The organism is Volucribacter amazonae, assembly GCF_029783845.1.
Lineage (GTDB): Bacteria > Pseudomonadota > Gammaproteobacteria > Enterobacterales > Pasteurellaceae > Volucribacter > Volucribacter amazonae.
The window spans coordinates 2,236,894-2,252,512 of the sequence record NZ_LWID01000001.1 but is presented as its reverse complement, the minus strand read 5'-3'; the positions used below and the strand labels follow the sequence as shown (position 1 = coordinate 2,252,512).

The 15,619-nt window shown below is 33.7% G+C and carries 13 protein-coding genes; 9 read left to right on the top strand and 4 right to left on the bottom strand.

Going from position 1 to position 15,619, the window contains the following annotated elements:
• The first annotated feature begins 12 nt into the window (after positions 1–12).
• The 7 genes from A6A20_RS10785 (at position 13) to A6A20_RS10755 (ending at position 10,060) form a co-directional block, all read left to right on the top strand.
• A complete protein-coding gene (locus A6A20_RS10785; protein WP_279573427.1) occupies positions 13–378 on the top strand; it encodes a hypothetical protein in 366 nt (121 codons plus the stop codon).
• A gap of 328 nt (positions 379–706) precedes the next feature.
• Positions 707–4,036, top strand: coding sequence for a dynamin family protein (locus tag A6A20_RS10780; protein WP_279573426.1), 3,330 nt, complete (start codon positions 707–709; stop codon positions 4,034–4,036).
• A gap of 62 nt (positions 4,037–4,098) precedes the next feature.
• On the top strand, positions 4,099–5,013 hold the full coding sequence (locus A6A20_RS10775) for a hypothetical protein (RefSeq protein WP_279573425.1): 915 nt from the start codon (positions 4,099–4,101) through the stop codon (positions 5,011–5,013).
• An 11-nt stretch (positions 5,014–5,024) separates the two neighbouring features.
• The gene (locus A6A20_RS10770) at positions 5,025–8,291 is read left to right on the top strand and encodes an ATP-binding protein (RefSeq protein ID WP_279573424.1); all 3,267 of its coding nucleotides are present in this window, start codon (positions 5,025–5,027) and stop codon (positions 8,289–8,291) included.
• A 16-nt stretch (positions 8,292–8,307) separates the two neighbouring features.
• Complete coding sequence (locus A6A20_RS10765) at positions 8,308–8,922, top strand: HNH endonuclease (protein WP_279573423.1); 615 nt, start codon at positions 8,308–8,310, stop codon at positions 8,920–8,922.
• Entirely contained in the window at positions 8,922–9,317 is a 396-nt protein-coding gene (locus A6A20_RS10760) for a hypothetical protein (protein WP_279573422.1), read from the top strand. Before A6A20_RS10765 ends, A6A20_RS10760 begins: the two co-directional genes overlap by 1 nt.
• Before the next feature lie 98 nt (positions 9,318–9,415).
• On the top strand, positions 9,416–10,060 hold the full coding sequence (locus A6A20_RS10755) for a HEPN domain-containing protein (protein WP_279573421.1): 645 nt from the start codon (positions 9,416–9,418) through the stop codon (positions 10,058–10,060).
• Between the two features lie 124 nt (positions 10,061–10,184).
• On the opposite strand, the gene A6A20_RS10750 is transcribed toward A6A20_RS10755, so the two are convergent.
• Genes A6A20_RS10750 through rppH form a run of 4 tightly spaced genes read right to left on the bottom strand, consistent with a single transcriptional unit; the run spans position 10,185 to position 13,251 of the window.
• A complete protein-coding gene (locus A6A20_RS10750) occupies positions 10,185–11,036 on the bottom strand; it encodes a thymidylate synthase (RefSeq protein WP_279573420.1) in 852 nt (283 codons plus the stop codon).
• A 10-nt stretch (positions 11,037–11,046) separates the two neighbouring features.
• Positions 11,047–11,859, bottom strand: coding sequence for a prolipoprotein diacylglyceryl transferase (gene lgt, locus A6A20_RS10745; RefSeq protein ID WP_279573419.1), 813 nt, complete (start codon positions 11,857–11,859; stop codon positions 11,047–11,049).
• Between the two features lie 20 nt (positions 11,860–11,879).
• Positions 11,880–12,671: a sulfite exporter TauE/SafE family protein gene (locus tag A6A20_RS10740; RefSeq protein WP_279573418.1), complete on the bottom strand. Its 792-nt coding sequence runs from the start codon at positions 12,669–12,671 to the stop codon at positions 11,880–11,882.
• Between the two features lies 1 nt (position 12,672).
• Positions 12,673–13,251, bottom strand: coding sequence for an RNA pyrophosphohydrolase (gene rppH / locus A6A20_RS10735; RefSeq protein WP_279573794.1), 579 nt, complete (start codon positions 13,249–13,251; stop codon positions 12,673–12,675).
• A gap of 155 nt (positions 13,252–13,406) precedes the next feature.
• On the opposite strand from rppH, the gene A6A20_RS10730 reads away from it, so the two are divergent.
• Together A6A20_RS10730 and A6A20_RS10725 are read left to right on the top strand one after the other, a co-directional pair.
• Complete coding sequence (locus A6A20_RS10730) at positions 13,407–14,210, top strand: cytochrome C assembly family protein (RefSeq protein WP_279573417.1); 804 nt, start codon at positions 13,407–13,409, stop codon at positions 14,208–14,210.
• Positions 14,211–14,313: 103 nt separating this feature from the next.
• On the top strand, positions 14,314–15,618 hold the full coding sequence (locus tag A6A20_RS10725) for an HlyC/CorC family transporter (RefSeq protein ID WP_279573416.1): 1,305 nt from the start codon (positions 14,314–14,316) through the stop codon (positions 15,616–15,618).
• The last annotated feature ends 1 nt before the right edge of the window (position 15,619 follow it).

The following is a 15,619-nucleotide window of genomic DNA, read 5'->3' as shown; positions in this document are numbered from 1 at the left end:
TAAGGAGTTGTTATGTTAGTTATCACGACTAAAGAAGAATTAGAGAAAGCTGTAAAAAATAAAGAACCTGAATTTATCGTAAAAGGAGAATTAGCTGAACAAATAAAGAAAAGCAAAAAAGTTAAAAATTTAGGAAAATTTTCTTTATTAGCTTTAAGTGCATCAATAGCAGCAATACCTTTTACAGGCGGTAGCTCTGCAGCTGTAGGAGTTGCAACGCTTAGTGCTACAACAGGATTAAGTATTGCAGCACTTACGGCTATTATTTGTTTAGGATTAACATTGTTAATAAACTTACATAAAGAATATGATCTTGAATACGAATACGACTTAATTAAATTTACGTTAAAAATAAAATTAACTAAACCTAAAAATTAGATTAACAGTTCTTTATTTTTAATCACTTATTGATAAAAGAGAAAAATATATTTTACCCTATTTATATAAAATAATTTGTAATATTCAGGATAAAACAATATGACTAATCAATTTTATCAATCCCCTTTACAAAGAATAAAGGGGAGACAATATTATCGTTGTTATCAATGCGATCATCATTTTTATATAGATCATAATAATATTCTTAATAGAATAAGTAACTTATTTAAAAATAATCAAGTTATTTGTCCTAATTGTAAAAGTAATGATATAAGAAAGGCTGTATTTTGACAAATACTAAAATGCAGAAATTATACAGGAACAATCTATGAATAAAATTACTCTTGATAAAGAAAACAACTTTAAAGTATTAATTGTTTCTACAATGAGTTCAGGTAAATCTACTCTGATTAATGCTTTAATAGGCCAAAATCTATTACATTCTGCAAATGAAGCTACAACATCACTTATAACGGAGATACAACATTGCAGCCAAAAAAATTTCTATGCTTATATAAGTTTTAATGAACAAAGTGAAAATGCAGAAATCAACACAAGAGAATACTATATTGATAATGTTAATCGTGATTTATTAAAGCAATGGAATAAAAATCCAGCAATTAATCATATTAAGGTAAAAGGGTGTTTAGCTAATTTTTCTCATCAAGAACATCATTGGTCTATTATAGATACGCCGGGTGTAAATAATAGTCAAGACTACCGACATCAAAAAATAACCCAAGATTATTTAGATAATGGCGATTATAACTTATTAATTTATATTCTGAATGCCACACAATTAGGTATCAACGATGATTATCTTTTATTAAAGAACATAAAAAATATTTTAAGCAAACGTTGCGATAAGAATATTGTCTTTGTTTTAAATAAAATTGATGTTATAGATGAAGAGAAAGAAAGTTTACTAGATATGCTAAACAATGCTAATCTTTATCTAAAAAAATTAGGTTTTACAAAACCAATTATTATATCAACATCAGCGGTAAATGCCTTAAATTTAAGAAAAATAATAAATGGTGATAAAATAACTTATTATGATAAGGTTTCATTATTATCCCATTTAGCAGAACCCACAAAAAGTGTTTTTAAATACTATCTTAACTTACCTGTAGGATTATTAGAAACTTTTGATTCTAAATTGGAAATCACTACTGATCAAACAAAAAGCTTTTCTGTTGGCACAAAACGAAATATTTCCTCTAAAGAGTTAGCTAAAGCATTAGTTAATAGCGGTATTCCTTTATTAGAACATTTAATTTCTTATTATATCAACTTAGAAAAAAACATTATCAAACCAACAAATATAGGAGAAAACCTTATGAATCCGCACAAAATATTCATTGAACATAACCCATTTACTATTCAAACAACTTTCAAAGTTGATGGGTATGATATTGCTGAAAATTCTGAATTAGATCAATACAAAAATCAACGTTTACAGCATTGGATTGATCATTTATTTGAAGCTTTATATAGGGAACTTAATAATCAGACTTCGTTTAATATTCATTTTAAAGGCACAACAACAGATTGTGCAGATATGCAACTAGCGGTAGAAAATGCCAAAGAACAAGGTATGGATATTGAACTGCAATGTACAGAAGTGGATGGTGGTGAACAACGCTTAAACAAAATTCAAGAATTAATGGAACAAGCTAAAAATGATCCGATATTTAGTAGCTATATTGCCGATAATCCTCAGGTAAAAGAGGATTTTGAAGAAGCAATTAATCGTGATTTTGATGTGTATGTTGTGGCAACCATGTCTTCAGGAAAATCCACTTTAATTAATGCCATGCTTGGCTGTGGCGTTTTACCAGCCCTTAATGAAGCCACGACAGCTACTATTGCCTCTATTAAAGATAATGACAGCATGGAAAGAGGATATTTTATTGCCAACCGTATTGATAAAAATGGGAAATATCTTAGTAAAAATACTAATCTTTGTTTTACTACCAAAACTGAAGCTGATGAATCACTTGAAATATTAAGTAACTGGAATAAAGATAAGGAAACCCATCAAATCAATATTGAGGGAAATATTGTTGGTATTACTGAGCGAGACAATGTTCGTTTAGTTTTAACGGATACCCCGGGACCAAATAATAGTCAAGATCAAACACATAATTTAGCCACAATGAGACATATTCGTGATTCTAAACGGAATCCACTTATTTTATATGTATTAAATGGTACACAGTTAGGGATTAACGATGATCGTTCTCTTTTACAAGATATTGCTGAAATAATGCATAAAGAGGGTAAACAAAACCGTGATCGCTTTATTTTTGTTGTCAATAAAGCGGATGTGTTTGATCCAGAAAAAGGGGAAAACATTGAAGGCGTAGTAGAAAGAGCAAAAACTTATTTGGAAAAAAATGGTATTCAGAATCCTATGGTATATCCTGTATCGGCTTATTTAACAGGCTTACTAAGGAAACATGCACTAAATGAAGACTTATTAACACGTCTCGAACGTGCTGATATGAATGGCAAAATTGATCTATTTAAAGAAGAAGCCACAATGGATTTAGTGCAATATATGCCACTTAGCCCACAAGTCAAAATGGATTTAGACAAAAAAAATTACCCCATAGCCCTATATCGCAGTGGCCTACCTGCAGTAGAAGCCATGATTGATGACTATATTAATAAATATAATTTACCACATAGGGTAAACCGCGCTTATGAGGCATTAAAACGTATTATTGAAGACAGTTCAAATAAAGAGAAAATTAAAGCGAGTCTAAATCAAAATCAAGGAGAATTAGAAAAATTAGCTCAAAGCATTGGAGTACTTGAACAAAAACGTAAAGAAGGGTTTACTAGCGAGGGCTATATTGAGCAATTAAAACAACAAGAACGAGGTATTTCCAATACTGTAGCTAAAAGTCTGTTAACTCAAGAAAGTAAAACTCGCCAATTAATTAATCAATGGCAAGATAAGTTCAAAGGCAAAGTAAAACCAAATGAGGCTGAGAAATTACTTGATAGCTTTACTAAAGACATTAAACATGAATATAACCGCACTATTCTTGATTTAGAAGAATTAATTGAAATGGATCAAGATACTGTAAAACAAGAGCTAGCCAAGGATTATCATCGTTTTGTGGAAAGACTCTTTAGTGAAGTTGAAAGTTTAAATCTATCTGTATTAACAGGTATTAAGCATCAAGTTAATGCATTCAATTTTAATACTATATCTAAAATCCAAAAAGATGAAATAAATATTGAAATGGAAAAAACTGATGAATGGGTTAGTACAAGTACATGGTGGAACATATTCTCATGGGGTGATGGCTATTATAAGGAGATTGAGAAAGAATATATTGATTTAGAACAGGTTTGGGATAATCGTTCTAGCGAGGTAATTAATGCCTTTAATAGTTTAATGCGTAGTGCAAAAGCAAAAGTGTTGGAAAATGGCGAACAGTTAGTAGAACAATTTATTCTATTCTTTAATGCTCAATTTGACCAACGCTTTAATCAATTATTAGAGGATTATAAAGAAACGATTAAAAATAGTGCAAACCTTAAACAAGCTATAGCCGAAGCTAAAAATAAATTAATGGTAATTCAAAACTTTGAACAAGAGTTAGATAAAACCATAGAGTTAAATAAAATCATAGAGTTATAATCATTCTATATTGCTACATCATATTTGATGTAGCAATAATCATCTAAAAAGGATTAATTACAATGAAAGAAACAAAAGACAAATTTCTGAATAATTTAGGCAATAAAACAATCCCTGCTACTGAATCAAAAGTTTTATTGAATAAGTTAGATGAAAATGAATTTATTGCAATCACACCTGAAGAAAATCAATATATTCAAGAACAAGCCTATTGGAATAGTGATTATTTTTATAAACTATTTGCCATAGCCAAAAGAAATTTTTCCAAGGAAATTTGTGAACATTTAATCGAAGTGAAACGTGTTTTACAAAAAAGGGGAGAAAAAGGTTTCGAGCTAACCAAAGTACAAGAGGATTTATCATCTGATAACAATCAAAACGATACCTACACTAATTCGCACATCTCTTTTAAACAATTAGATAAGCATATTGATTTATTAAAAAATTATGTACCAGATATAGAGCTAAAAAACATTGTTGCTCAAGGCGATATTGATGCTATTAAAAACAAACTGTTGTTTATGCTATCAAATCAACGGCTAGCTACAAAAGATATTTTACTTGTCATATCATATATTCGGCAAAATATCCCAACATTTTTTGAAGCTTATTCAGTTAAAAAATTTCATCCTGCCTATGATGAAAATGAAAAATCTTGGGATGATGAATATTTTTCTTATCAGCAAAGCTATTTAAACCATAATTTTTCCTTAGAACGTCTTTTACATTTAGTAAATGTTCGTGATTTTATGATTGAAAATGGTCTATCTGGCTTTAATAAAGAAAATATTAAATCGACACAGCAAACTTATCAATATAACAACCAAAAAGAGCAAAAACAACGATCTAATCAATATGACAATAATCATAATCAATCTACTCCTCAGGATAGACAAAATCAATTTATTAAAACAATTGCTATTATTGGTGGAGCTGTACTAGCAGGTTTATTGTTATTATTATCTGCATTTCGGTAGGAGTAAGTTTTATGAACCAACAAGTTATGACAAAAAATACAGCTAATAATATACAACAAAAAGCTATGGATGTATTATTGGATGGCACTAAACTTATTAATAAAGATTATTTAATAGAGATGTCAAATTACCAAGTGCATCCTTTATTCTCTAATAATATCAATATTAATGGTGATGTACGTATTTTTAAAGTAGAACGTATTGTTTTAGAAAATAAACAAGCCGTCTTAGAAAGCTTAACTGCAACTTATGTTGCTTTGGGTACAGCGGGATTTTCAGTATTTATTTGGTTAGATAGTGATGGTAATAAAACGGATCTCTACTTAGGGGTACGAGGAGAAAAAAATAGGTTACAAGGAGGAACTGCTGGCAAATTATTACAAGAATCTTTTAAAGGACATTTTTCAGGCAGTTTACTTCATCAATTAGATGGTACACAAAGCCAAGATTTACTTAATAAAATAACAAAACAGGAGGCAGATAATAATGAGATTCAATCTGTTACTGCTGTTTCCAGTATACCCTCTTTATCAACTGAAGAACGAGAGCATTTTTCCCAAGGCTTAGAACGTTTTATTGATGCAGCGGAAGGGCGTACTTATCAAGCACTAATTTTGGCGGAGCCTCTTACGACACATCAATTATCTAATATTCGAACTTCTTATGAACAAATCGCAACGCATATTTCACCTTTATTAAAACAACAAGTCTCATTTGGTGAAAATCAAAGTCAAGCTGTAAGTTTATCGTTAAATGAAACCATTAGTACAGCTTTAGGACAAAGTTTAACTTCGACTGAAACAAGCACTTACACTGATACCAAAACAAAAAATAAAACCTATACTACAAATCAATCTGTATCCGGCAAAAGTACAGAAGACAAAATAATGGGGACAATTGCTGGAGTAGCGGCAGCAGGTGCAACAATTGCATTTGGACCTATCGGTATGATAGCTGGAGGAGCAGTAATGTCGGCAGTTAACACGCTATCCGATACCTATACTAAAGGCTCTAGTGATTCCACATCATACGGTACTTCTCATTCTATAAGCAATGCAAGTTCTTATGCTCAAGGGCAAACGGCTACTGAAACTCAAAGCTATGGAAAAACCGTGAGTGATACACAAACGCTTGGTAATTCTTATCAAATTAATTTAGAAACAACTAATAAGCATATTGAACAATGGTTAAAACGTATTGATCAACATTTACAACGCTTAGATGATGCACAACGTTATGGTGGTTGGCAAAGTGCCGCCTACTTTATGAGTAAAAATACAGCTTCAACAGAAGCATTAGCCAGTATCTTTTTAGGCTTGATGAGAGGAAAAGATTCTAATGGCGAAAATTTTGCTTTAACAACATGGAGCAATAAAGAAAAAAAACAACTTAACAATATATTAAACTGGCTAAAGAATTTATCTCACCCACGTTTGAAACCTAATATATTTCAAGCTATTGAGTTAAATTATTTAACCCCAGCTACATTGCTTTCAAGTAAAGAAGTAGCAATACAGTTGAGTTTACCAAGACGCTCTACTACAGCCACCCCTGTGATAGAAACACAATCCTTTGGGCGTAGTATTCAAAATCTCGATCAAAATATTCACTATAATGAAAATAAAAGTATTGAATTAGGTAAAATACGCCATTTATGGGCGGATACCCAACAAAGAGTTTCGTTAAATCTTAATGATTTAACCAGCCATGTATTTGTTACTGGCTCAACTGGATCAGGAAAAAGCAATACTGTCTATCAAATTATTGATGAATTGATGCAGAAAGATATTCCTTTCTTAGCAATTGAACCTGCGAAAGGTGAATATAAACATATTTTTGGTAATAAAGATAATGTAAGAGTATTTTCTACCAATATTACAGAGGCGGAAGTATTAAAAATTAATCCATTTAAATTTCCTAAAGGTATTCATGTTTTTGAACATATCGATCGTTTAGTGGAAATTTTTAATGTTTGCTGGCCAATGTATGCCGCTATGCCAGCGATTTTAAAAGAAGCCATTTTGCTTGCCTATGAAAATGCTGGTTGGGATTTAACAACTTCCAATAATAGAACTAGTGAAAATTTATTCCCTAATTTCTGTGATTTATTGGAAGCATTAGAACTTGTTATTGAGGAATCTAGTTATTCTCAAGAGGTAAAAAGTAATTATTCAGGCTCATTAATAACTCGTATCCGTTCCTTAACCAATGGATTAAATAGCCAAATATTTTCTAGTAATGAAATTGGTAATGAAGTTTTATTTGATGAGAATGTAATTATTGACTTAAGCCGAGTAGGATCTCAAGAAACAAAATCCTTAATTATGGGGATATTAATTTTACGTTTAACCGAATACCGTATGACCAGTAAACGTATTAACTCTGAACTTCGACATATTACAATATTAGAAGAAGCACATAATATTTTAAAAAGAACCTCTACTGAGCAAAACAGTGAAGGGGCAAATGTAGCCGGAAAAGCGGTTGAAATGCTGTCTAATGCCATTGCTGAAATGCGAACTTATGGAGAAGGCTTTATTATTGCAGATCAATCGCCCAATGCAGTAGATATTTCAGCAATTCGTAATACTAATACCAAAATTATTATGCGATTGCCTGATGATACTGATAGAAGATTAGCTGGTAAAGCTGCAGCTTTAAATGATGAGCAAATTGCAGAATTGGCGAAACTTCCTAAAGGCAATGCTGTTGTTTACCAAAATAATTGGTTGGAGGCCGTATTATGCCAAGTCAATCACTTTAAAGTTGATAATGCGTTATTTAATTATCAGCCACCAACCTCAAATAATAATATTGTTGATAGAACAACATTTAATCTTCATCTTGCCCGTTTATTATTAAGCAAATCCATGATAAATATGGAAAAAATCGATTTAAGTATATTAGAAAAAAATATCGATTATTTTGATATTAGCATAAAAAATAAAAAAGAAATTATTTATGCTATTCATCATATTCATAAACATAGAGGTAAAGCTCCGCAGGATAAATCCTTATTACAAGGTATTTTCCTTGAAGTAACAGGGCTAGGTAATCAGACAATGCAATTAATTAGAAATATGAATAAGGATATAGACCTAGAAGCATTTTTAATAAAATTGAAAAGATTTGTTGTGGAACAAATTGGAGATAATACCTCAGAAGAGCTATTGTTATTTGCAACAGATAGTTGTTTAGAAATGTATCGAAAAAAAGACATTTATGGTCAGAAATTTTATCATATTTGTCGAGAACAATATAAACAATTCACTTCATAAGCATAGGAGAAATATAATGAACGAACTTAAAGAAGTTTTTAATAATTTAGAATATTATTTAGATCAAAAAGTTGATAATGATGTATTAGATAACATGGACTTAAAAACTTATCTCTTGTTTAAAGAAAGAGAAAACTCAAGACTATTTGGTATTCCAAGGATAGGGGGCGAATGGGTGGATAAAGAAGGCGATTCTGTATGGAAACCTAACCCAGATGTTATTCCAGATCCTGAGAATAAAAAAAATGGTAATCCTGATTTTAAAACTTGGAAGGAAATTCTTGATAAATATGATATAGATGGTATACCTTTTGAAGATGGTTATCCTGATTTTTCAGAAGTATCTAGTGGCGAAGTAAAAATTGATGATTTTACTACAGAACGCTGGAAAAACTTTGCTCAAGCCGATGATAAAATGGCGGAAGAGTGGTCTAAATCCAGTAAAGATGGTAAAGCTGATTGGACGGCTGATGATGTTGCTCAATGGCGTAAAGAAAATAATCATACTTGGCATGAACATCAAGATTGTAAAACTATGCAGTTAGTACCAAGTGAAGTACATAATAATATTCCACATAATGGCGGTATTTCAGTTAAAAAACAAGAAGTTTCTAATGGAGGACAAGCATAATGACACAACTAAATAATTTATTAGATGAAGTTACTTTTAATTATGGCTGGGTAAGTAATACTAAACTTAAACTTTCATTAAATAACAAAGAGTATGAAGTAAGTTGTGTTTTCCAATCACAAAAATCACAATCTATTTCAGAAGAGCAAAAACAATCTCTGGCTTCATTTTTAAATAAACAATCTGAATATGAGAAAAAGGCTAATGCTTTATTAAATGGCTATATTACAGCCGAAAACATAAGTAATGATGAGAAGATTAAACCTAAAACATTACTGTTTAAACGTGATGGAAGTTTTGCTATTTTGGCTGACTGTTCTTGGGATATTGAAAATGGTATAGCTATTATTCTTAGCCCACAACAAAGTATCGGTATTCAAGATATTTTCTTATAATAGATTTAACATTTTAACCAATACAAAGGCAACTTGATTTTTTATAATTAAGTTGCTTTACTTATTATTCTATAATATTAACTACAATAATTGATCTTATGTACAACTATCAATCTCTTAAACAAAAACATCGTGAATTACGAGAACAACTATCCGCTCAATTATCATTACGTATTCATCGTTCTTTAAGTTGGTTAAATAAAGCAGAACAAAGTAATGATATGGATAGTCAATTTATTTTTAGTTGGATAGCCTTTAATGCAGCTTATGCGAAAGATTTATTTAATTGTCAATCAGAAAGAGATCAACTAAAAGACTTTTTACAATTAATTTGTCAATTAGATCAGCAAAAACATCTTTATCGTTTGATTTGGCAACAATTCCCTAAAGCTATTCGTACATTGTTAGAAAACCAATTTGTTTATCAACCATTCTGGAATTATTATAATCAATATCAATTAAACGATTGGCGAGTGAGCTTTGAACGAGAAAAACAACAAGCTTATCAAGCCTTAGCTCAGCAAAATACAATCGAAATATTACATATTATTTTTTCTCGTTTATATACTTTGCGTAATCAATTAGTCCATGGTGGGGCAACTTGGAATAGTGCAGTTAATCGCTCTCAAATTCGTGATGCGTGCGGTATTATGATGAATCTAGTACCAATTATTATTGATATTATGTTAGATAATCCTACACAACAATGGGGGGAGGTATTTTATCCTGTTATTGAGGATTAAAGTTATCTCACTTTAAAATAATACGGTGTTGGCACGCTTTGTCTTATTTTAAATCAAACGGCTATAAAACAAGTGCGGTCAGTTTTGCAGAAATTTTTTTAAAACTGACCGCACTTTTTATACTTTACACCGAAAACGGATATTTAATTGGTGGGTGATATTGGTAGCCTTCTACCTTGAAATCATCAAGGGTTACCCAAGTTTCAAGATCTTCTAGGGTTTTGATTTCTGGGTTGATGATTAATTTAGGCAAAGGATAAGGCTGGCGTGTTAATTGGACATCACGCATTAATGCCAGTTGATCTTCGTAAATATGGGCGTTGACGACTTTATGGTAAGCCATACCTGCTTTTTTACCTGTGATTTGCGCCATAAGGGCAAGGAAAGTAAAGACCTGCACTTGATTAAAATTAAATCCTAAGGGCATATCCGCAGAACGTTGGTAGCTGGTTAAATAGAGGGTGTCGCCCAATAATGAAAAAGTATGAGTGTGCATACAAGGGCGTAGGCAACCTAAGTCAAATTCGCCAGGGTTATAAAAAGTAATAATTTCGCCACGATCATCAATGCCTTTGCTCAAATTATCTACAACCTTACGAAGTTGATCCACTGTTTCGCCATTAGGTTTACGCCAACGCCGTCCTTGTACGCCATACACTCGTCCCATATCATCAGTGCCTTTGCGATTTGGGTTATTGAGCCAAGCCTGATTTTCATTGGCGTTGGCGTCCCAAGTTTTTGCCCCTAGTTGGCGAAAATCCGCAGCGTTATCATAACCTCGCAAATAACCGAGAAATTCGGCAATCGCGGCTTTCCAATAACTTTTGCGGGTGGTAATTAAAGGAAACTGATTATTGCCTACATCATAGCTAAGATCGGCGTTGATCAAGGTTAAACAACGTTTACCTGTGCGTTGATTATCTATCCAAGTGCCATGCTGGATAATCTTGTTACATAAATCTAGATATTGTTGCATAAAAATTTTCCTATTTTTGACCGCACTTATTATGTGGTTGGCGATATGCCCATAACATAATGATCGCTCCAAGAATAATCATTGGAGTTGAGAGGATTTGTCCCATAGAGATATGTTGTCCAAAGTATAATCCCAGTTGTACATCAGGCTCTCGGAAAAATTCTACAATAAAACGGAATACGCCGTAGCCTAGTAGGAATAAGCCTGAAGCCGCTCCCATTGGACGTGGCTTTTTAATGAAAATATTGAGGATAATAAAGAGTACCAGTCCTTCTAGGAAAGCCTCATAAAGTTGTGAGGGGTGGCGAGGTAAATAACCGCCAGAAGGGAATAATACCGCCCAAGGTACATCAGTTACTCTTCCCCATAATTCGTCATTAATAAAATTACCGATACGCCCCATACCTAATCCAAAGGGAATTAAAGGTGCGATAAAGTCTGCGGTTTGCCAGAAATGGCGATGCTGCATCATAGAAACGATAAACATTGCCACAATGACGCCAATTAGACCGCCATGAAATGACATTCCCCCTTCCCACACACGAAATAAATAGAGGGGATCTTGCAAAAAGAGTTCAAATTGGTAAAACAGAACATAACCTATTCTGCCACCAAGAAAAAGCCCAAGAAAACCACTAAATAATAGATTATCCACTTGCTCTACTGTCCAACCGCTATTAGGCTGTTTCGCTCGGCGAACCCCTAGCCAACGAGCAAAAATAAAGCCAAGTAAGTACATTAATCCATACCAACGTAAGCCAATAGGCCCTATGGCAAAAATGACAGGATCGATTTGTGGAAAGGTTAAAAATTGACTTGTCATAAATTTCCTTGTAATCAACGTTATTTCATAAACATATTAATGGCGATACAAATTAATAACAGGGCAAATCCCCGTTTTAATGTCGCAACAGGAAGTTTAGTTACCGCTGTCGCCCCCAGTTTTGAGGTGAAAAAAGACGTTAGCGTAATCCCTACTATGGCTGGCAAATAGACATAGCCAAGGGAATATGCTGGCATACCTTCTGCTTGCCAACCGCCCACAATAAAACTGAGTGTGCCTGCAATACCTAATAACATGCCACAAAACGCCGAAGAACCAATGGCTTGTTTCATATCAATGCCTCTATTGTGCAAAAATGGTACAATAAAACCACCGCCACCAATGCCTGCGGCACTAGAGGCAATACCGATCAATACCCCACCAACCACGCTTGATAGTGGCGTTAATGGCTTGGATAAGGCTTGTGGTTTAATGGAAAATAGCATTTTTATGGCAAGGTAAACCACTAAACAAGCGAATATTTTACTTGTAATATCGGTGGGAAGTTTACCAATAAAAATCCCCGTAATAAAGGTGGATAGCATAATCACAGGGGCTAAAATACTTACAGCTGACCACACAATATTACCATGTTTATGATGACGTTGAGCGGAAGCAAAGCCTGTAATCACAATAGTTCCAAAGGACGTGCCTAAGGCGGTAGACATTAATAAAGGCTCTGGCACGCCCATTTGTGGCAACAAATAAACCAACACAGGCACAATAATTAAGCCACCGCCGATACCGAATAATCCTGCGAGAAAGCCCACCATCGCCCCAAGTCCAAGACAAATCACTAAAAAGGTCAGCATATTAACCCCGATATTTGCTATAAAATTTTTTATGACGTTTATTGGCGTAAGCCGAAGTGGGCTTTTTGCCTTTATGCTCTAAGGCATTATCTTGCTGACGAGCGGGAAGATGATTTAATACCTGCGCAAATTCTTTTAAGGCTTTACGATACACATCACGTTTAAACGCCACAACCTGACGCACAGGATACCAAAAACTGACCCAACGCCAACCATCAAACTCAGGGGATTTATTGCTTTTCAAATTAATATTTTGTTCATCTGACACAAGCTGTAATAAAAACCAACGCTGTTTTTGACCGATACACATCGGTTTAGAATCGTGGCGTAATAAACGTTTAGGCAGTTTGTAACGTAACCAATATTTAGAGACATAGAGAATACGCACATCTTTACGATTTAACCCCACTTCCTCAAACAACTCACGATACATCGCTTGTTCAGGCGTTTCATTATCCTGAATTCCACCTTGTGGAAATTGCCAAGAATTTTGTCCGTATCTCTTCGCCCAAAGCACTTGCCCTTTGCGATTACAAATCACAATGCCTACATTCGGACGATAGCCATCGCAATCGATCACTATCTTCACCTTAACTCATTATTTTCTAAACTTAATTAGTGCAGATTGTTTCATAATATAGGAAATTTAACAACTCTAATTTTACGCATTCTATTTGCGATTTTCATCGCTCATCGTTAGAATACCCCTTATGACTAAATTATCGGATCAAAACTATGTTGCTTGCTTTCGTATCAATTTTTGCTTACCTCATTAGCTTATTGCTGATTACACCAATGTTGTTAAAAGTACAAGCAGGGGAACATACCAGCAAACCCAATAAAACATTGTTTTTTCTGACCGCACTTTTTGCCATTATTTTTCATCTTATTAGCCTTAACAACCTGCTAATTAATTTAGCGGAAGGGCAAAATTTTACCCTAATGGAAATAGGATCATTAGTCAGTGTCATCGTAGCAATATTAGCAACCTTTGCCATGTTATTTAATGTAAACACCCTCTGGTTTTTACTGCCCATTGTCTATTGTTTTGCCATCATCAATATTATTGTCGCCACCTTTTTACCTGGGCATATTGTGCAACATCTCTCCCAAAACCTTGGCTTACTTATTCATATTGGCTTTGCCCTCTTTGCTTATGCCGTTTGCTTTATGGCAATGCTATATGCCTTACAACTTACTTGGATAGACTATAATCTCAAACACAATAAAATGGCATTTTCGCCCATTATCCCCCCATTAATGACCGTAGAACGGCATTTTTTCCGCTTAATGCTTAGTGGCGAAATTTTATTAACCCTCACCTTAATTTCAGGCGCCATTTACCTCGCCGATTTCTTTGCCGAAAAAAATATCCAAAAAGCCATTTTTTCCTTTATTGCTTGGCTGATTTTTGGCATCTTGCTAATTGGGCATAAAACCCTGTATTGGCGAGGAAAGAGGGTGCTTATTTATACGATTTCAGGTATGATATTATTAACGGTTGCCTATTTTGGTAGCCGAGCAATGTTGACACTTTAATCAAACAAACAAAAAGTGAATACAACATAACAAGGTAAGTGCGGTAAAAAATTTATTTATTTTTCACCGCACTTTATGATTAATTAACCAAAGGAAGTTCAATTTGGACACTGTATCCCTTAGTACATTATTTATTATTTTAATTATTTTATTAATTTTATCCGCTTATTTCTCAAGCTCAGAAACCGCATTACTTTCCCTTAACCGCTATCGTATGCGTTTTATGGCAGAGAAAGGGCATCGTGGGGCAAAAAAAGCCGAACAACTATTAAAAAATACCGATAAATTATTAAGTTTAGTCTTAATCTGCAACAACCTTGTCAATATTCTCGCCTCAGCACTTGCCACCATCATTGGTATGCGTATGTATGGCGATATGGGTGTTGCCATTGCAACAGGGATACTTACCTTTGTTATGTTAGTTTTCTCTGAAATCTTCCCCAAAACAGTCGCCTCTATTTATCCTGAACGGGTTGCCTTTACCAGCAGTCATTTATTGGCGATCTTTATGAAACTTTGCACCCCTATCGTGTTTTTTATGAACCTCTTTATCAATGGGTTAATGAAAATCACTGGCTTAAAATCCGAAGTTAAAGTTCACTCTCTCAGCCCCGAAGAGCTGCGTTCTATTGTCAATGAATCAGGCAAATTTATCCCCTCATCACACCAAGAAATGCTACTTTCTATCTTAGATCTGGAACGAGCCACTGTGGACGATATTATGGTGCCACGCAATGATATTGGCGCAATTAATATTGATGATGACTGGAAAGCCATTATGCGTCAATTAAATCACGCCCCCCATAGCCGAGTAGTGCTTTATAAAGAAAGCCTAGATAAAAATATCCTCGGTATGCTTAGAGTAAGAGAAGCGTATCGCTTAATGTTCGATAAGAATGAATTTACCAAAGAAATGCTTATTCGTGCTGCCGATGAAGTCTATTTTATCCCTGAAAGCACAGGCTTAACCGCACAATTACTTAATTTTCGCAATAATAAAGAACGTATCGGTTTAGTGGTTGATGAATACGGCGATATTAAAGGATTAGTTACCTTAGAAGATATTTTAGAGGAAATTGTCGGCGAATTTACCACCTCAACGACCCCGTCCATTGAACAAGAGGTTATTCCACAATCTGATGGCTCGGTATTAATTGACGGTTCTGCGAATATTCGTGATATTAATAAATTATTTAATTGGAATTTAGCCACCGAAGAAGCGAGAACCTTTAATGGTCTTATTCTTGAACATTTAGAAGAAATCCCATTAGAGGGTACAGTTTGTGAAATTGATGATTTAGTCATTACCATTTTAGAAGTGAGTGATAATATGATTAAATTAGCGAAAGTTACTAAGAAAAAACAGTTATTACCGCATAATAACGAACATTATTCAGGAAATCATTAAC